A 15943-nucleotide genomic window follows, 5' to 3' on the forward strand; every position below is an offset into this window, starting at 1 on the left:
TGATCAGGGCAGTCTGCCCGCTCAACCTTCACCGTGGGGCGGCGATGAGTTTTCTTAAGCAGCGCATCAATCGTGCGACGTACTGGCTGGCCATCGCCTTGATCATGGCGTTTGCATTCGTGATCAGCTTCTTCAGTGCAGCAGGCGGCGGCACGTGGGTAGTTGCTGCGATGGTCTACATCATGCGTTTTCATGACCTAGGCCGGACAGGAAAATGGGTCCTGCTTGTTTTCGGAGCTCAGGCTGCCGCAGCGATTGCAGTTTCGCTCTCTGCTGAGAGCCTGCAGTCGATTGGACTCGGTCTAGTGACGCTGGCTTCTCTCGCATTCACGATCTGGCTGGGCAGCCTCAAGGGCCAGCCTCATGCGAACCAGTACGGACAGCCTCCGGGTCCGGGCATCAGCTTCACGCCCAACGCCAAGGCGCCGACGTAGGCCGCAAACCTAGCGCCCATCAGGCTCCCTCACCGCCCCCTGCGGTAGGGCGCGATCCGAACGGCCCGCTGCCGCTGGCCCTCACTCGCTTGATACGATGCCACCCCGGCCTGAGCCGACAGGGGCGCGGCCGTCTCGGTTGACAGCTCGATGAAGCTGTCCCGCTCCGGCCTGACGATGACCTCGTGCTGGACGCGCTGGGTCGCCGCTGCACCCGAGAAGCCGGGGATGCTCAGAGACGGGAGGGACATGCCGACAAGGCCGCCGAGCGAGTAGCCCTTCAGGTTCTTGTGCATGGCGTCGAGACGAGCGGCGCCGATACGCTGCACCGCCTCTTGGCTGAACACGTACTCGCCCTTGTGGACTAGGCCAGCGGGCTCATGCTTGCCGCCGTCGCCCGTGTACCCCCCTCGGAGAAGCCGAAGAGAGAGCGCCCCCAGCCCAGAGCTTTCTTCAGCCAGCCGCCTCCGCCCGCGCCGTCCGAGGGCGCCGGAGCAGCGCCGCCGCCCCCGCCAAACAGGGCGGCGGCTAGAGGCTCGACAATCGACTGACGCACCGAAATGGACAGCAGGTCGGCCAGGATTTGCTTCGCCACGTTCTTGAACACGTCGCCCAGCGAGCGGGTGTTCATGATGGCATCGACGAGACCGTCGTTCAGCGCGTCCAGACCGCGCGTTGCGACGCTCTCGTACGCTTCCTGCACCTGTGCGATTGAAGTGAGGCTCTGGTCTCGCCACTTCTGAAGGGGTGTCATGTTGTCCCGAGCGACGGCTTCTCGCTCCATGTCGTCACGGCGCTTGTTGTCAGACAGGGCCTGTTTCTTTTGCTCCTGCGACATGCTGGTGTTTCGATCGAGCTCAGTTTGAAGGCTCTCTCGGCGCTGCCGTTGCGTAATCTCCAGAAGCTGGCGCTCAAGGGTCAGACGCTCAGCCGCAGATCGAGCCGATCCGATCTGAAGAGCGATGAGGTCGGCTGTTAGGTCTGCGAGAAGGCGTTCATTCGCTACCCGCTCATCCTGAATGTCGCGGGCAAGAATGTCCTGAGCGATACGATCTTCCTGAAGCTGGCTTTCCCTGCGGATGCCATCGAGCTTCTTGAACTCCTCCTTGTTGATGTCGCCTCGCGCAAGACGGCTTTTTAGTTGCGCGTCCTCGGCCTCGCGTTCCAACGCAACCTGTCTCTGAGCCAAGTCATAGCGCTGTTTCACGGTCATCATCTCATCATCGATGATGCCCAGGGCACGCTGGCGGGCGCGGAAGATTTCCTGCTCGACCCGTTCAGCGCGGCGAGCCTCGCGTTCGGCGGCGCGGTCTACGGGAACCTTAGACGAAGGCAGGTTAAGCTCTGTAAGCGCCTTAGGGCTGCGCCTATTTCTGCGGGTTGAAGCCTCATAATCTTCAACAGCCATCTGCTGGCGAAGAAGCGCCGGGTCATCTTGATCGACACCTCGCGCTGCAGCCTCGCGCTGCGCCTTCACCCATGGCAAGTGCTTGACCCAGGGCGCTTCATATTGCCGGCCAAGGACGGTTGTGAAATGTGGATCCTGTATCCCGCGTTCTTCAATCACCTGCTGACGAGCTTTAGCGTAGCCGCTGGTGAACTCGTTAAGTTTCGTAATCGCCTTGGCGATCTTATCGGTGAAGATCAGAACCTCATCGCTGAGATTGATAAACGCTTCGGCCATCTGAATGCCGACAACCTGAGAGAGGTCTTCAAGTCGCCCCTGGGCTTCGGCACCTTTTTTAATCAGCTCCGCGTCCATCACGAAACCAAGGGCAGCCGCCTCGTCTCGCAAGCGGTCCACCTCCTCGGCCCCTTCTCGAAGGGCTACCGCGAAGGCCCCCAGCCCCAACCGTTCCGAGATAGCAGCCCGGTCTGCCTGCGAGCCCAGCGCCACGATCCCGTCCGTCGTTTTGGTCAGTGCCTCTTCGGCATCCTTGAAGGATCGCAACTCCTCCCGAGAGAAACCCAGCGCCGCGAACGACTTCATGGCCTCCTTGTTCAGCCCGGCCTGCGCCTGCTCCCATTTGAGAGCAAAGCTCTCTAGGTCTCTGCTGGCCTCTGCCGCGCTGGAGCCAGATTTTCGCGCCACATACTGCCACTCTTGCAGGGCCGTCGTGGACATGCCGATCCGTTGGGCCGAGCTGGCCAGTTCATCAGCCATCTTCAAGCTGGCCTGACCGAACTTGAGCGCCATCGCGAGACCGGCGGCGAACACGGCCGTCAAAGCGGTGAACCCAAGAGCGATGCCGCGAGCCATCCCACTGATGGAGTTGCCGATGCTCTTGGAGCTTCGGTTCGCATCGTCTTCGATCCGGCCCATCGAGGCCTTCAGATCGCGCTCGTAGGCTCGAATGTCCTCGCCGAGCTTCTTCTTGGTGGCGCGCAGCTCAAAGGCTGCCGAACCCACAACGGGGGCGTCGGACATGGGGAGGCTCCGGGATTAGGGGTGAGATGCGGGCATGAAAAAGGCCCGCCGGAGCGAGCCTTGTTCGTTACTCTATGGTCAAGGTTAAGCAGCTGGCACTAAGTGAGAGCTGCTATCAACGTGGTCCTGAAACGCTTGAACGATGTGGCCCATGTAGTCGAGCACGACATCGGCAAGGGTTCTTATGTCGCTTAGTTGAAGGTCGTTAGCCCCCTCTTCGAACGAGCGTCGTCCATGCGCAATAGCGTTCCGTCGGTCGGCCAAAAATTGGAGAGGTGTCTCGTCGCCATATTGAGGAGCTGCCCTAATGCGACGCCACATTTCTGGAGGCAGGTCGCATCTCATGCTCACCCGCCGCATGAAGAGAGCGATAGCTTTGTCATCCCATGTGCCAGAGGGCTTTTTGAGTTTTTGAGGCCCAGGAAAGGATACGCCCATTAATTGGGTGGAGGACTCGAAAACGGTCTCGAGCCGGCCTTCTTCACCGCCATCGCCCATACGGCTGACGACAGCCTGACGCAGCCATTCTTTAAGTGAATGTGGGGTCCAGCGCCTTGGCTCAGAATTCCCAAGCGCCGTGCCAAGAAAGTGCAACCCTTGTGTCATGATCGCCTCTTCAATGTTGTAGAGGTGAACAATCAAACCTGATTTTACTGTATTTATATGTCTCGTTGAAATACTGACGCTGCCTAGAGATGAATCCGCCTCTAGCATCATTCGGTCCTCGAGCGCTTTTGCTAGTGCAAAATGCCCGTCAAACTCCTCACGTCGAGTTTCCAAAGCGAATGATAGCGTGCTCATGCAGCTAACAGCAGGGATCTGACAATATCAATCCGCCCTTCAAGCTTGCTTCGAACATTGGCGCTACCGGATACGACGACTTTGTCGAACTCCTGCTCTTCCATGCGAGCGACGATCTGCTCTGGGGTTAGCCTCAAGTGGGCGTTCTCGCGCAGTGCCAGCGCAGTGCCGATGGCGATGGCTTCGAACCGAACGCGCGGAACGGTATTAGCTGTAGAGTTTTTCCGAAATCCATTCGGGAAATGCCCGACAACGAAATTCAACATGCTGTTGAATTCATTGCGCATCCTGTTGACTAAGTCGTCATCCTGGTCGGCAGCATCGTTTGCAGACTTCAGATAGTCGTAAAGGTACTTTTTGGGGCGATCCCGATAATTTGGGAAATGACCATCCGGAGTATCCCACCCTTCAAGGTAGGCGAAGAACCGCGTCACAAGTTCCTCGCGCTCTCGTTGGTCAACCACCTTCTGTGACATAGGCGTCGCAGCGGCGAGTTGAGGGCTCTCAGCTAACTCCCGTATCAACTCCGTTACCGGACCTGGAAGTGAACCGCGGCGTATTTCGGCTTCGTTGGCGACAGTGCCCGATTTGTTGATGCGCGCGAACATTTCGGCCCGCGTCGAAGGATCAGTGCTCGTGTCCAGCACTATCGTCCTGATGGTGACGTCTTCAAATTTGTTCCGGCGGTCTGCTGGAAGATCACCGAAGGCAAACCCGTTAAGCTCGGGGAGAAGCACCAAATCCGATAAGCGGAGACCTTCTTTGAGGAAGGCGCGCATCGCGCGCATTCGCTGTGACCCGTCCACGATCTCCATCCGCCCATCCGGAGCCTGATAGAAGAACAGGAATGGTATGGGCAGGCCAACAAGCAGTGACTCGATGAATGACGATTGCTGCCCCGGATGCCATGCTAAATTGCGTTGGTACTCTGGCACGAAGAAACGACCAGTGACATCGTCTTCAAATCGAGAGACGTAGATTGACACGGGATACTCAGCGACCGTGAATTTTACCTGACGAGACACCGTGGAGATAGCCGCTTCGGCAGCGGCGACCTCATCCGCGCTCTTCTCCCTTCGCTTCGCCACTCGATTCTCCCCAGCCGCAAACAATCTGCAAGACTATCGACTAGCCGGAGCCGCGCCGGAAGGAAAGACAGCTGCGGCTACACCGCCTGCAGGTGCGCCGTGATAGCGTTACCGATCGCCTGCCCCAGCTTAGGTGGTACTGCATTGCCGATCAGCATCCCCACCTTTGCAAAGGTCGGCGCTTCTCCATCAGGCAAGAAGCTGTAGTTTCGGGGGAACGACTGGAGGATCGCAGCCTCGCGCAGAGTGATAGCACGATGCTGTTCAGGGTGGCCGAAGCGCCCATTTCCATAACCGAAACACTGGGTAGTCATCGTCGGAGCCGGTTCATCCCAGGACATGCGCCCGTATACCGAAGGGTATGTTTCTCCGGTCTCTTTCTTGTGGCACGCGGCTCGCAGGCTCTCAGGCCAATCGCGCCAAGTGCCGCCAGGTTTAGATGCTTTAATGCGTTTAAGGTTCGTCTCGCTGAGCTTGCTAGCGATGTGGAGCAGGTCGGTCTTGGAGCCCTGCCCGGCCTTCAGCATTGGAAGATCGGCGATCGCCTGTCGCACAGTGACCGGCACCTCCCCGGTGGCGGCCTTCGGCATGTCGATTGGCCCCAACATTGATGCGATCAGCACCAAGCGCTTCCGAGACTGAGGAACGCCAAAATCAGTGCAGAGGACCTCATCCCACGCGACGTAATAACCGGCCTCTTGAAGGCCGCGGACGAACTCCTTCCAGATTGGCCTTGCCGCGAGACCGCGCACGTTTTCCATCGTGACGATCTCTGGCTTCAGTTCGACAGCCAGTCGCAGGAATGAACGGAGCAAATCCCACCGTTTGTCAGGCGTCTTGCGGCTCTGCGAGTATGTGGAAAACGGCTGGCACGGCGCGCATCCAGCTAGGACGCGCACATCGGCGCCCGCGAACCACCCATCCAGCTCCGCCTTCGTCAGATCGGCTACGCTCTTTTCCTCGAAATGCCCTCCGCAGTTCTCTTTGAAAGGGAACTCACATGCAGGATCGAGATCGACGCCAGCGGCGATCGTGAGGCCAGCCTCTTTTAGTCCGTAGGCGAGGCCCCCTGCTCCGCAGAACAAGTCCACGACCTTAACGATCGGATCGCGATCAAGAGGAAGCTGGGCGGGGGCAGTCATTTCGGAGGGAGTAGCACGTCCCATGATTCTGTTGACCCCATCCGATACGCTGCCGCACTCATCGGCAGCGCCGTCATAACGCCCAGAGTCGACATGTTCGGTCGTAGGGTAAAGAGCCTTTCTCATGCGGCCCTCACGACCGGCTGCAGTTCCTTCGCCAGACGAGCTAAGCCCTTCGGCGTCACCCGAACCTGCGTCGTGACCTTCTCGCTGCCGTCCGACCGATGGATGGTCGTCGTCTTGTGCTCCAGCAGGCCGCTGGCCAGCTTGTCCTGATAGGCGATGTCTCCCCCACCCTGACGGCTGTAGATCCATCGATGGGCGCGCAGGAATTGGAAGGCGGCCTTGGGTTGGACCTGGAGGGTCTTGGCGGCGTCCGTGATGCACATCGAGCCATCAGCCGTCGCGATCCGGTCCAGGGCCTCGGCTTTGGGCGCCAGCTCCGCGACCTGCTCTTCCAGCGCGATCTTGTCGTTGGCGTAGTCGGCTAGCAGAAGACGGAGCGTTGCCGGGTTGTTGAGGTCGGGCATCACCGGGCGGCGCGCGGCGCGTTCCAGCTCTTCCCATTTGTCGATGATGCGAGCGCGGAGTTCGTCATTGTAGCCAGAGACCACCACCAGGGTGTCTCGCTTCGTCAGATCATAAACTTCGGTTGGGCGGCCGCCACGCTCAGGTCGGTGTGTCCGGGTAGTTTTACGACTTTCCCGTAAAACCCCTTTCTCGAAAAGACGCTGGATAGTGACGACGACATCGTTGTGCCGCGCCTCGCACAGATCAGCGATTTCCCGGCTGGACATTGTCTGAATGCCGTTTGCGTCGGTCGCGGCTGGGAGAAACACCAACGGCTCCTTCATGGGTGCGGCGTTCATCAGTGCGCTCCCACCAGATCGTGAGCGAGCTTTTCGGCGCGCATGATGTCCGCGTAGCTTTCGCGCTCCATCTCGCAGCCCAGCAGCCGGTAAGCCCTGATCTTCGGGTCCATCGGCCCGCCGTCGTGGAACTTCCAGGCGCTGTAACGCGTCGGGCCCGTCTGCGGCTCGGCATTGCCGTCGTCGTCAAACATGACAGCGCCGGTTGTGAAAGTGAGCCGGTCGCCGCTGAAAAGTTCGGCTTCGATCTTTGTTCCCGAGGGAACCGGCGCATTAACGCCGTGATGAATGATCCAGTCGCGTGTCAGTAGACGCGTAGGCGTGATAAAGGCTTGTGCAGCCATGGCGTGATCCTCTGACGATCCGTTGCGGTTAGGGCCGGAGAGGAAGTTGGCGCTTCCCTCTGGTCCGTCTTTTATGTTATCGCGAAAGCATGAAGTCAAGCGGTGATAACATAAAATCGAAACGGGGGCGCCCGGCTACGGGGACGGGAACTCTCATCGGCGTCCGTTTGCAGCCCGATGCGCTTGAACAGGTCGATACGTGGCGGGCGAAGCAAGATGATTTGCCAACCCGCCCCGAAGCAATCCGCAGGTTGGTCGAGAGCGCTCTTCTTGGGAGCGCAGACCGGGACGCCTAGCTATTTAGTCGCCGAATTTCTTCTAGTAGCTCGCGAAGCGAATATCCTGGGCGGACATAGATTAGCGACACATCATTCTGCTTGCACAATAAGAGTTTCCGGCGATCACGCTGGACCGTTCGCATAAAGGCTTCTTCTCCTCCGAAGAACGCCACAGGCCGATCATGCTGGGCACCCTGATACTCAACTGCCACTTTGCGTACTGGAAGGAAGATGTCGAGGTGCTGACGCCCTAGCCATCCGGGCCGGGCGTGTTGAATGACCGGTTCGCCAGCGAACGCCTCTTTTATCTCATAGAAGAGCACCGTCTCAGCTATCCACCCCTCCCCTACTCGAGGAATCTCCCTCTCTTCCCGGAGGGTGTTTTCGGCCTCTCGCAATAGTTCGGAGCATAGCCGTTCGGCGGTGGGGGATAGGCTGAAAGAGATCGCGGGCACGGCCGGAGCAATTACGTGACCGCAGACGCCAGCAAATAGTGGTGCCCCCAAGCCGATGACGTGCGCATCAACGAACCACTCTGAAAGCAGGTTACGCCCTTGGCGAAGCTGCAGAGCTTCAACTTGCACATTAAGGAAGGAGACAACCTCTTCGAGGTTTGCGCGTCCGAACTTAGTTACCTTAGGCCCAAACAGAGTGGCGATGTCGCTGCCAGTGACGAGCTCACCAACGCTGTGTTTCAGCGTTAAAAGCCTGTCAGTTTGAGCAGCTCCCCTGCTACCCACCGCAGGTCTCGGCATGGTACGCAGCGCGTGCTCAAGTTCCCCTAGAGCTGTGAGGACATCGGCAGCCCACCGTAAAAAGTAGGCGCTTTTTGGTGCTCCAATCGACCTCCCCATCGCCGCAAGCTCTTCATACGCCAAGCGCCAAGCTGTGACGGCATTAGCGCTTCGGAGATCAGCAATCTGATAAAATGACGGTCCAGAAACTTTTGGAAGGAGGTCAATGACCCGCTCCGCCCGCGCAAAATAAACCTCTGTACTCACGGCAGCAGGGGACTGCTGATCTGTTTTTCAGGCCAGTGGGGGCAGGTGTCCGCCCTCATCTCGGCGACCCAACTGGGGCATCGCATATGTTAGGCGCCCGAAAGCCAGGCGGGTATTTGATCTAGAGCTAGGCCCCAGTTGAGCAGCCAGACGATAAGCCGAACCACAACTGCACCAGTCGTGAAGCCGATGCCTGCCATGAACGACCAGCCCAGCACGCGTTTCCAGGTAATACCGATCATGTCTCGCCCCCTTTAGGTTGAGTGAACCCTATTCGATGGGACATGGGAGGCAAGACTGAACAGGTATCTACAATGCCGTCTTGGCCGTGATCTGCCCGTCGGGGAGAATTGTTACTCAGAAGATCAAATTTTTCTCCACCGGCCGCCAGCGTAGATATGTGGCCCCCTGTCCTCAGCGGATTCTTGCACTGCGCCAGCGACGAGGAGCTCGCCAATCCGATTAATGCAGGCGAGTACCAGATGGGTCAGTTTCGCCATCTGCTCAAGCGCATCATCAAACCCTGAAACGTCGAGCTTCTGATTGCGGCGAATGTCTAGGCCCGCTACGCTTTCATTCTCGCCGTGAGCCCAAAGCGTGTGGATATGCTGATTTCGAGCGCTAAGTGCAGCTGGGTAGCTTAGCTCTACTTTCGCAACAAGATCTGCCAGTACGCCATCCACTTGAGCGGCATCTCGGACAGCATCCACAATCTGCTTGAACTGCCGGGGCTCCCACCGCCTCCATTCTTCCTGCGTGAAGCCAGAAAGGGCTTTAAGCACCAAGAGCATCTCGCTCTTACATTGGGCTTCCGCATAGGCGAGCAATCCAAGCTTTCCGAGCTCAAGATCGCTGAGAGGCACTTGTCGTGCAAACTTCTGTTTCCACCCGAAAAGTGGGTCTTGCGTAGGGCATAATGGGATCGCAGTCATTGCACTCGCTCCAGCGTATTTTTTGGTGGGTTGACCACTCTATCCGCCAATCTGGCCCGTGGCGATGAACTGCTCCAGCCGGGCCTTGGCCAGTGCGACGGCCACATCGGCAAGCGTCTTAACCGAGAAGCTTCCGACCTTTGCCGCGCCTGCTTTGGTCTGGCGCCAGATTTCTGGATCGCGAACCGCTGCAAGGAACTCTTGGCCAGTCCACGTGATATGCCCAACCTGCCAAAGACCTCCGCTGTGCTGAGTGAACGTCACAAAGCCTGCATCAGAAAGCAGGAAGAGATGATACTTCAATCGCTCAGCCTCTGCCTCGGGCAGTGCTTCGGCAGGATTGACGCCGATTATCTCCGCCACATCCTTTGAGAGGGTTTTGAAGACCCGCTTCCCCTCCTCAATCTCAAGCAGCAGGCTTCGGATTAAATCCATATCGCGACGCACAGTTTCACCTCCTGATTCAGCGTGACCATATCACTCTGGAGCCGCCACCACCTCGATTCCCTTCGGCACCCTCGCCTTAAATCTCGCATCGTTCTGCTTGGCCCAATCCCGCATGGCCGCAGCCACGTCGACAGTCTCAACGGGCTTCTCGGCCGTATAGTGGACCAGCGGATTGAGGGCCTTCTCGCGGGCTAGACGCTCGTTCAACCAAGCACTCTCTATTCGCGCTTTGCCAACCTCCTGAAGCCGCAACGACAGCCTGTACGGTGTCAGGCTCCAGAACTCGCCTTCGGTTAGGCCCGCTCGAACTGCCGCCCGAAAATGCGCCTCAACCAAGTCGGCCGGGCGCTCTTCTGAGGGCTCTCGGTGTCGGCTTCGACGGACCTCCCTTGTGGGCCGTACTGCGCCAACTCCCACGCCTTCCAGCAGGAGCGGAGAACATCCGCCATGGGATAGGCCGCCATCGGCGAGGCCATAACCTCGTCGGCCTGGATCACGCTGGCGCTCAAAAGGTCCAAGGCATCAGCCATGGCGCGAAGAGAGCCCGTTTTGCCCTTCTGCATGGCCTTGAACTGCTCCAGCAGCCAATCATGGCCTTTGGCGTCCAGAGCGGCGTAGGTCAGTTGCAGCGGCACTGACCGCCCATCCGGCAAGGGCAGGCGGACAATACCAAGGCGTTCGTCGGTCGGCCCCATCAGTCAGGCTCGCCCCATTCACCGGCCTGTGTCGGCGTCAGTTGCACCGCGACCGACAGCTTTCCTTCGATGGGGCCGGTCGGCAGGCCGTAGCTCGAGACAAGGCAGGGCACGTTGTAGGCCTCGGCTTCGGTCGGGGCGGCCGCCAGTCCGAAAACCAGTTGGAACTCCAGGGTCTCGCCCGCCGAGTTAGCCGAGCGGATCGCGACCTGAACTTCATCGCCCGGAACGTAATTCATCTCGTAGGAGATCGGATTCTCTTCGGACAGGCCGCCGATATAGACGCGGCTGTTGCCCGGACTGGCGAAGTCCGTCACGTCAATGCGATCGGTCGTGGTGCCGCCGCCGTCGAGCGTGAACGCACCAGGCACGGTCTTAAAGTCAGGGGTCGAGGCGCTGCCGAGATTTACCCGCAGCCCGATGTTGTTTTTCGTTTTGACAGCCATTGCTCAGTTCCCTTGCAGGCATGGAAAAGGCCGCGCACAGCCTGCCCTGGGCGCGTTGGGGGACCGGCTGGGCCGGGGTTCAGGTGTTGCGGAGATCCAGCCGGATCGTGACGCGGCGGCCGGTGTAGGCCTCGTCTGTCGTCGGAGATTGGACGGGCCCGGTGACGCGGGCCACGTCGCATTTGCCGCCGGTGACGACGAGTTCTCCGGGGCGGTTATGGAAGAGGTCACGGACCTGACGCATCAGCGTGTCGAGTTGGGCGGCTGAGCCGGTCCTGCGCTGATAGCCGCGCACGTCCTGCACGATCAGGCGGCCGGTCTCGGTGAAGGTCTCCAGCGCTTCGTCACGGCTTGGCACGGCGATGATCAGGAACGGCTTTGACGGCTTCGGCTCCTGGTCGAGGAAGTCGTCGGGCGCAGTCTCGTTGAAGATGGCCGGGGCACCGTTCCAGGCGGCCAGTGAGGGGGCGACGGCAGCCAGGCGGGCGAAGATCGTGGCGGTGGAGTTCATCCGTTCGGCTCGAGAACGACGCGCTCGCCGTCGATAGCGAAGGTCACCGTGATGCTGTCGATCTGGTCGATGCCGCAGTTGATGGTGGTCTCGCGTTGCAGGGGAAGCGGCGCGCCCCCCGCATCGCAGAGCATCACCTTCGGGCCGGTCGGAGTCTGAAGCGTTCGGATGGTCAGCTTGGTCATTCTCTTGCTCCCGCAACAAAAGCGTCCCGCAGATCGTCGGCATGGTCGGTGCCCAGCAGGCCGAGGAACGGGCGCGGCGCGATCCGCTCGGTCCCGACCTCCAGGGCGAGGGCATACTCGGTGTTCGCCACCACCCGACCGACAAGGTCGTCGCCATCCCGGCGAACCTGCGTGTCGGCCTGGGTCGCGTTGCGCAGGCGTCCGGTGTCGACGGCGGGCGGCTCACCCGGTGCCGACGCCTGGTGCTTCCCATAAATCCGGCCAGAGCCGGGCCGTGACAGGTTGGCCTTGGTGATCGCTTCGCCGGCCAGAGCGGCCCGCTGGATGCCCTTCACGGCCTTCTCTTCGGCGATGCGCTCAAGGGCGGCGAGGTTGATCGTGACGGTGGCCATCAGCGCCCCTGAACCTCCCAGGTCGCCCCGGCCGGGTCGCGGGACAGGGCTATGATCTGCCAGTCCCTGCCCTCGGCGTTGATGGTGTGCCCGACAGCCGGAGCCACGCTCAGACCGGCCGCCAGGATGATGATCTTTCGGTCATGGGCTGGGATGCCCACCGTTGCCCGCCGCATGTCGCTGTAGTCATCGACCAGCGCCTTGCATGGGTGTGAGGTCGGGGTGCCCGGTATCCAGCCGCCCTGCCCGTCTGATGTCGCCTGTCCCGGCACCTTCAGCACACCGGGGCGGAACACGTCGTCCAGCGCCTCGGCGATAGCGTCGGGCAGGTCGTCGAGGATACTCACGACTTGCCCAGTCGGACGTTCACGCCGGAGCCGATGGGATAGACGCCTGCATAGCGCAGAAGGCCCGCCACGAGCGCCAGACGCGCCGCGCTGCGGCTTTCCGCAGATGACGTTTCGTATTCCACAGCCACAGAGCCAGCCTTCACCGACTTCCGCGCCGCCTGGGCCGCCTTGTCGCCGCCGATGAGGGGCGAGGTCAGGGCCAGCCGCGCCGCCTCGATGACGGCCTCGCTGATCTGTTCCGCCACCGCAGTGTTGGCCTTGGCTGGCGGCCGGTAAGAGGCCCGCACGTAGGTCGATGCGTCGAGAATGGCGCCGCTCTTCTGCTCAGGCGTCAGGGCGGCCCAATCGGACCAGCCACGGGCCTGAGCGTAAGCGTCTGCCTTTTCGACCGTAGCGAGCGGACCCGAGGGCCAGCTCACCACGCCATTCTCGACGATCAGCATCAGGCGTCGCCGTTCTTGGCTTTCGACGGACCTTCGCCGGCGGTCTTGGCGACAGCCGAAGCCGCCCCCTTGGTCCCGCCACCGACCTTACTGTCGCCGTTAGGATCGAACTTCGACACCTGCTCGCGCAGCTGGCGGATCTCTTCGTCCTTGGAGGCGATGGAGCGGCGCAGGTCTGCGTTCTCGTCGTTGGCCTTCTGCAGGTCGCTGTTCGCCACCTTCGACGGCTCTCCGGCTTCCGCGTCGGACTGGAAGATTTCGGTGGCCTCGCGCTTGGCCTCTTTCTTCTCCAGAGCCGAGCGCTTCTGGGCGGCCGTCTCTTCTTCGGCGGTGTCAGGCTCATGCGGGCCGGTCGGGGCGCCCACGATGGCGAGGGCTTCTTCGCGCGCCAGACCGTCCTTTAGGATCGGACCATCGGGGCCGCGCTTCACGGCCCAGGTGCCGTCGCCGTTGTTGTGCGCAGTGAGCGCGATCTGACCGTCCAGCGGGGCGCTGATCGGCTGGCTGCCAGCGTCAGCATTGGCCGCAAGGCAGAGGGCGGCGCAACTCAGCGCCGAGAGATGGAGAAGGCGCATGGCCTATCCTTTCATGTCAGGAAGACGGGAGATGGCAGGGCCGACCGCAGCCGGCCCCTGGGTCAGCCGTTGGTCTGGATGAACGCCAGCGGGATGTTCTTGCGGTCGAACACGCGGTTCCAGTTCGACGCAGTGGCCAGAGCCGAATAGCTCGGGGTGGCGTTGCTGCTGATCTGCGTGCCGGCGACAGCGAAGCCGGTCGGGTGGATGACCTCGTGGCGGCGGTTCCACAGCGTCTCGACGCCTTCACCGTTGCCCTCAGCCTCTTCGCGCGAGACGGCGTTCGGGGTCTTCGGCGTGCCGAGACCCGAGCGGAAAGACGCATCCCCGAACAGGATCGAGGTGTAGGTCTTCCGGTTCGTGCCCTGAACCACAGGCATGTCGTCGTCGATAATGACGCGCTTGCCCTGGAAGGACTCGTACAGCAGGCGGCCGGTTTCCGGGTCGTAGTTCTCGACCAGGGCGCCGATCTTCTGCATGCGGGCGTGGATGACGGAGTGGACCGCGATAGCGCGAAGCGAGCCCTTGGCGTCGCCCATGGTCTGGGCGGCGTCGATCAGCACGTCCGAGCCGAACAGCTCCCCGTCGACGGGATCGCCAGTGGCGTCGGTCGCAACGGCTTTCACCATGTCGCCGCCGTCATTGGCGATGTTGTCGGCCAGGATGCCTTGGCAAATCTTGAGCAGCGTCGTCTGGTTCACGCCCGCCCAATAGTCCGCGATCTGGCTGGAGATGGCGTCCAGCGGGTCGCGGGCGATGAAGGCCGCCGTCAGGTCAGCCGAAGACCAGCCTTGGTTGCGCATCAGCTTCCGGGCGATCTCGTTGCCCGTGCCGATCTTCTTCGGCACGGCCACGTCGGCCGGGTTGTCCGAGGACGCGTTCGGCTCGTCGTTCGCCAGACGCTTGAAGTGCGGCATGTTCACCAGGAAGCCCTGGCCGCTCATGAACGCAGCAATGGCCGGGTCCACTACCATCACGCCCGCGGCCACGAAGGCGTTGCGGCGCGTCGATCGCTCGACGGTGTAGGTGTTGAAGTTCTCGCCGAAGACGAGATCGGAAAGCCGAGTGACGGCCATGTCGTTTCCTTTCGGTGGGATCAGACGCGGCCGTCAGAGGCGCGCGCTTCAGGGAGCGCCGAGGGTTAAGCCGCCTCGGCTTCGGCCATCAGGCGCTTCGCCAGGTCCGGTTTGTCCCGGGCGATGCGGTCCTGTTCGGTCAGGGAGAAGGACGGGCCTTGCTTCCAGGGGTTGGGGCCGGAGTGGGCGCCTTTGCCGCCGCCGGGGGCGCCGCCGCCGCTGTTGCCGGCCAGCACGAACGGCTTGCCCTCGTCGCCTTCGGCCCAGAGCTTGATTGCCTCGGCCAACGGGAGACCGCCCTTGTAAGCGACCGGCTCGCCGTCATCGTCCTTCAGCTCGACGCCTTCACGCAGCAGGGCGGCGGCAGCGCGCTTCAGTTCGGGCTTCACGCGGGCCTCGTCCAAGGCGGCGGACAGGCCGTTGTCGATGACGAGCTTCTCGACCTGGCGCTCGGCCTTCTCGGCGCGATCGGTAGCTGCCTTCAGTTCCCGGCCATGCTTGGTCTCAAGTTGGGTGCGGACGGCTTCGACGTCGCCGCTGGCCTTGGCCTTGTCCGCCTCGGCCTGTTCCTTCTCGGCCTCGATTGCGGCGAGCCGGTCGTTCAACTCCTTCAGCGCGTCGCGGTCGGCTTTGGCGTCCTTCTTCAGCCGCTCATGGGCCGAGGCCAGCGCAGCGTGAGCGGCGGGATCGATGGGTTTGGGCTCATCTTCCTCGCCCGTGCCGGGACCAGCAGGCGGGTGATCGTCAGGCCCGCGCAGATAGCGGCCCATGGCGCGCTCGCGCGGCGTCATCCGGCCGATGACAGGCAGCACGGAGCCGCCGCCCAGAAGGCGGTTCTTGGTGGTGTTCATGGTGGGTAGTTCCTCCCGCTCAGCGGACAGAGGGGGCGCTGCTCAGCTCACGCCCTGGTGGATGCTCCGGCTCTGCACGGAGCGATTTCAGCAACGGGGTGTTGCGGAAAGGGGAAACCGGGAGACCAAACCAGTGACGGACCTTGACGCCATCGAGTTCAATTGCGGCCCAGATCGCTATTGGGCACGCACTGAATACGACCGCAGCACCGCTCGGTGGATCGTCCGAATCTTCGACGACAACAGCGCGGTCGTCACCGGCTACGAAGCTTTCGTTGAGCACCAGGAGGTGCATGACCTCACCGGCACAGACGATGACGCAGAAGCCGTAGATGCGGCTGCCCGAGGCCTAATTCGGGAGTTCCTTCAGGCTGGCGGCCAGCCCAGGAGCAATCCGACTGACTAGCCCAGTTGTTCAGGTGACCACGACATGCTCGCCCCGCGCCAGACAGGTTCCGCAGACGATCTGCTTCTGGCCGCCGGTCGGCTTCCCGTTCTTCCAGACCATGCCGAGCTTCACCTCGATCATCGCGAGGCCTGTGCAGCGAGGGCAGCGGACAATCGGCGTGTCAGGAACCGACGCCTTCACGCGCTTCAGCGGGCCTTCCGGCTCCGGCGTCCCGTCGATGACCTTGAAGGGCGTGCTCACCCTGAA

The 15943-nt window shown here is 61.4% G+C and carries 25 protein-coding genes; 1 reads left to right on the top strand and 24 read right to left on the bottom strand.

Translation table 11 applies throughout. The features are described from left to right. Positions 1-44: 44 nt before the first annotated feature. On the top strand, positions 45-434 hold the full coding sequence (locus AC52GN_RS11520; RefSeq protein WP_496527139.1) for a DUF805 domain-containing protein: 390 nt from the start codon (positions 45-47) through the stop codon (positions 432-434). 29 nt (positions 435-463) lie between these two features. Here the strand turns inward: AC52GN_RS11520 and AC52GN_RS11525 are convergent, their stop codons facing one another. From AC52GN_RS11525 to AC52GN_RS11640, 24 genes are all read right to left on the bottom strand, one after another. Then, a complete protein-coding gene (locus tag AC52GN_RS11525) occupies positions 464-781 on the bottom strand; it encodes a hypothetical protein (protein WP_496527140.1) in 318 nt (105 codons plus the stop codon). 17 nt (positions 782-798) lie between these two features. Continuing rightward, complete coding sequence (locus AC52GN_RS11530) at positions 799-2862, bottom strand: hypothetical protein (RefSeq protein ID WP_496527141.1); 2064 nt, start codon at positions 2860-2862, stop codon at positions 799-801. Positions 2863-2946: 84 nt separating this feature from the next. After that, positions 2947-3663, bottom strand: a complete 717-nt coding sequence (locus tag AC52GN_RS11535) for an MAE_28990/MAE_18760 family HEPN-like nuclease (RefSeq protein WP_496527142.1) — start codon at positions 3661-3663, stop codon at positions 2947-2949. Further along, positions 3660-4751: a DUF262 domain-containing protein gene (locus AC52GN_RS11540; RefSeq protein WP_496527143.1), complete on the bottom strand. Its 1092-nt coding sequence runs from the start codon at positions 4749-4751 to the stop codon at positions 3660-3662. Before AC52GN_RS11540 ends, AC52GN_RS11535 begins: the two co-directional genes overlap by 4 nt. A gap of 77 nt (positions 4752-4828) precedes the next feature. Then, a complete protein-coding gene (locus AC52GN_RS11545) occupies positions 4829-6019 on the bottom strand; it encodes a DNA cytosine methyltransferase (RefSeq protein ID WP_496527144.1) in 1191 nt (396 codons plus the stop codon). Continuing rightward, positions 6016-6762, bottom strand: coding sequence for a phage antirepressor KilAC domain-containing protein (locus AC52GN_RS11550; protein ID WP_496527145.1), 747 nt, complete (start codon positions 6760-6762; stop codon positions 6016-6018). The genes AC52GN_RS11545 and AC52GN_RS11550 overlap by 4 nt, the downstream gene beginning before the upstream one ends. Further along, positions 6762-7106 carry a hypothetical protein gene (locus AC52GN_RS11555; RefSeq protein WP_496527146.1) on the bottom strand — a complete coding sequence of 115 codons (345 nt, stop codon included), beginning with the start codon at positions 7104-7106 and terminating at the stop codon, positions 6762-6764. Before AC52GN_RS11555 ends, AC52GN_RS11550 begins: the two co-directional genes overlap by 1 nt. 292 nt (positions 7107-7398) lie before the next feature. Beyond that, the gene (locus AC52GN_RS11560) at positions 7399-8385 is read right to left on the bottom strand and encodes a hypothetical protein (protein ID WP_496527147.1); all 987 of its coding nucleotides are present in this window, start codon (positions 8383-8385) and stop codon (positions 7399-7401) included. 89 nt (positions 8386-8474) lie between these two features. Continuing rightward, on the bottom strand, positions 8475-8627 hold the full coding sequence (locus AC52GN_RS11565) for a hypothetical protein (RefSeq protein ID WP_496527148.1): 153 nt from the start codon (positions 8625-8627) through the stop codon (positions 8475-8477). A 123-nt stretch (positions 8628-8750) separates the two neighbouring features. Then, positions 8751-9248 (bottom strand): hypothetical protein, encoded by a 498-nt coding sequence (locus tag AC52GN_RS11570; RefSeq protein ID WP_496527149.1) that lies wholly within the window; start codon positions 9246-9248, stop codon positions 8751-8753. Between the two features lie 108 nt (positions 9249-9356). Then, positions 9357-9764: a DUF2513 domain-containing protein gene (locus AC52GN_RS11575; protein ID WP_496527150.1), complete on the bottom strand. Its 408-nt coding sequence runs from the start codon at positions 9762-9764 to the stop codon at positions 9357-9359. A 30-nt stretch (positions 9765-9794) separates the two neighbouring features. Beyond that, positions 9795-9971: a hypothetical protein gene (locus AC52GN_RS11580; RefSeq protein WP_496527151.1), complete on the bottom strand. Its 177-nt coding sequence runs from the start codon at positions 9969-9971 to the stop codon at positions 9795-9797. An 86-nt stretch (positions 9972-10057) separates the two neighbouring features. Then, positions 10058-10459, bottom strand: coding sequence for a hypothetical protein (locus AC52GN_RS11585; protein ID WP_496527152.1), 402 nt, complete (start codon positions 10457-10459; stop codon positions 10058-10060). After that, a complete protein-coding gene (locus AC52GN_RS11590) occupies positions 10459-10905 on the bottom strand; it encodes a phage tail tube protein (protein ID WP_496527153.1) in 447 nt (148 codons plus the stop codon). Before AC52GN_RS11590 ends, AC52GN_RS11585 begins: the two co-directional genes overlap by 1 nt. A gap of 79 nt (positions 10906-10984) precedes the next feature. After that, entirely contained in the window at positions 10985-11416 is a 432-nt protein-coding gene (locus AC52GN_RS11595; RefSeq protein ID WP_496527154.1) for a hypothetical protein, read from the bottom strand. Then, positions 11413-11601, bottom strand: a complete 189-nt coding sequence (locus AC52GN_RS11600; RefSeq protein ID WP_496527155.1) for a hypothetical protein — start codon at positions 11599-11601, stop codon at positions 11413-11415. Before AC52GN_RS11600 ends, AC52GN_RS11595 begins: the two co-directional genes overlap by 4 nt. Continuing rightward, on the bottom strand, positions 11598-11993 hold the full coding sequence (locus AC52GN_RS11605; protein WP_496527156.1) for an HK97 gp10 family phage protein: 396 nt from the start codon (positions 11991-11993) through the stop codon (positions 11598-11600). The genes AC52GN_RS11600 and AC52GN_RS11605 overlap by 4 nt, the downstream gene beginning before the upstream one ends. Continuing rightward, entirely contained in the window at positions 11993-12340 is a 348-nt protein-coding gene (locus AC52GN_RS11610; RefSeq protein WP_496527157.1) for a hypothetical protein, read from the bottom strand. The genes AC52GN_RS11605 and AC52GN_RS11610 overlap by 1 nt, the downstream gene beginning before the upstream one ends. Next, positions 12337-12786, bottom strand: a complete 450-nt coding sequence (locus AC52GN_RS11615) for a DnaT-like ssDNA-binding protein (protein ID WP_496527158.1) — start codon at positions 12784-12786, stop codon at positions 12337-12339. The genes AC52GN_RS11610 and AC52GN_RS11615 overlap by 4 nt, the downstream gene beginning before the upstream one ends. Continuing rightward, entirely contained in the window at positions 12786-13361 is a 576-nt protein-coding gene (locus AC52GN_RS11620; RefSeq protein WP_496527159.1) for a hypothetical protein, read from the bottom strand. Before AC52GN_RS11620 ends, AC52GN_RS11615 begins: the two co-directional genes overlap by 1 nt. A gap of 62 nt (positions 13362-13423) precedes the next feature. Beyond that, entirely contained in the window at positions 13424-14437 is a 1014-nt protein-coding gene (locus AC52GN_RS11625; protein ID WP_496527160.1) for a hypothetical protein, read from the bottom strand. 65 nt (positions 14438-14502) lie between these two features. Then, on the bottom strand, positions 14503-15288 hold the full coding sequence (locus AC52GN_RS11630) for a hypothetical protein (protein ID WP_496527161.1): 786 nt from the start codon (positions 15286-15288) through the stop codon (positions 14503-14505). 19 nt (positions 15289-15307) lie between these two features. Continuing rightward, positions 15308-15583, bottom strand: coding sequence for a hypothetical protein (locus AC52GN_RS11635; protein ID WP_496527162.1), 276 nt, complete (start codon positions 15581-15583; stop codon positions 15308-15310). A 120-nt stretch (positions 15584-15703) separates the two neighbouring features. Next, positions 15704-15937: a hypothetical protein gene (locus tag AC52GN_RS11640; protein ID WP_496527163.1), complete on the bottom strand. Its 234-nt coding sequence runs from the start codon at positions 15935-15937 to the stop codon at positions 15704-15706. Between the last annotated feature and the right edge of the window lie 6 nt (positions 15938-15943).

Source organism: Brevundimonas sp. SS2672 (genome assembly GCF_059579685.1).

Excerpts from the sequence above, each read along its gene's own strand:
- AC52GN_RS11600 (WP_496527155.1), bottom strand. The coding sequence starts at position 11,601 with ATGACCAAGCTGACCATCCGAACGCTTCAGACTCCGACCGGCCCGAAG.
- AC52GN_RS11545 (WP_496527144.1), bottom strand. The coding sequence starts at position 6,019 with ATGAGAAAGGCTCTTTACCCTACGACCGAACATGTCGACTCTGGGCGT.
- AC52GN_RS11565 (WP_496527148.1), bottom strand. The coding sequence starts at position 8,627 with ATGATCGGTATTACCTGGAAACGCGTGCTGGGCTGGTCGTTCATGGCA.
- AC52GN_RS11520 (WP_496527139.1), top strand. The coding sequence starts at position 45 with ATGAGTTTTCTTAAGCAGCGCATCAATCGTGCGACGTACTGGCTGGCC.
- AC52GN_RS11595 (WP_496527154.1), bottom strand. The coding sequence starts at position 11,416 with ATGAACTCCACCGCCACGATCTTCGCCCGCCTGGCTGCCGTCGCCCCC.
- AC52GN_RS11535 (WP_496527142.1), bottom strand. The coding sequence starts at position 3,663 with ATGAGCACGCTATCATTCGCTTTGGAAACTCGACGTGAGGAGTTTGAC.
- AC52GN_RS11550 (WP_496527145.1), bottom strand. The coding sequence starts at position 6,762 with ATGAACGCCGCACCCATGAAGGAGCCGTTGGTGTTTCTCCCAGCCGCG.
- AC52GN_RS11615 (WP_496527158.1), bottom strand. The coding sequence starts at position 12,786 with ATGCTGATCGTCGAGAATGGCGTGGTGAGCTGGCCCTCGGGTCCGCTC.
- AC52GN_RS11555 (WP_496527146.1), bottom strand. The coding sequence starts at position 7,106 with ATGGCTGCACAAGCCTTTATCACGCCTACGCGTCTACTGACACGCGAC.
- AC52GN_RS11590 (WP_496527153.1), bottom strand. The coding sequence starts at position 10,905 with ATGGCTGTCAAAACGAAAAACAACATCGGGCTGCGGGTAAATCTCGGC.
- AC52GN_RS11625 (WP_496527160.1), bottom strand. The coding sequence starts at position 14,437 with ATGGCCGTCACTCGGCTTTCCGATCTCGTCTTCGGCGAGAACTTCAAC.
- AC52GN_RS11530 (WP_496527141.1), bottom strand. The coding sequence starts at position 2,862 with ATGTCCGACGCCCCCGTTGTGGGTTCGGCAGCCTTTGAGCTGCGCGCC.
- AC52GN_RS11630 (WP_496527161.1), bottom strand. The coding sequence starts at position 15,288 with ATGAACACCACCAAGAACCGCCTTCTGGGCGGCGGCTCCGTGCTGCCT.
- AC52GN_RS11585 (WP_496527152.1), bottom strand. The coding sequence starts at position 10,459 with ATGGGGCCGACCGACGAACGCCTTGGTATTGTCCGCCTGCCCTTGCCG.
- AC52GN_RS11620 (WP_496527159.1), bottom strand. The coding sequence starts at position 13,361 with ATGCGCCTTCTCCATCTCTCGGCGCTGAGTTGCGCCGCCCTCTGCCTT.
- AC52GN_RS11605 (WP_496527156.1), bottom strand. The coding sequence starts at position 11,993 with ATGGCCACCGTCACGATCAACCTCGCCGCCCTTGAGCGCATCGCCGAA.
- AC52GN_RS11635 (WP_496527162.1), bottom strand. The coding sequence starts at position 15,583 with ATGCACCTCCTGGTGCTCAACGAAAGCTTCGTAGCCGGTGACGACCGC.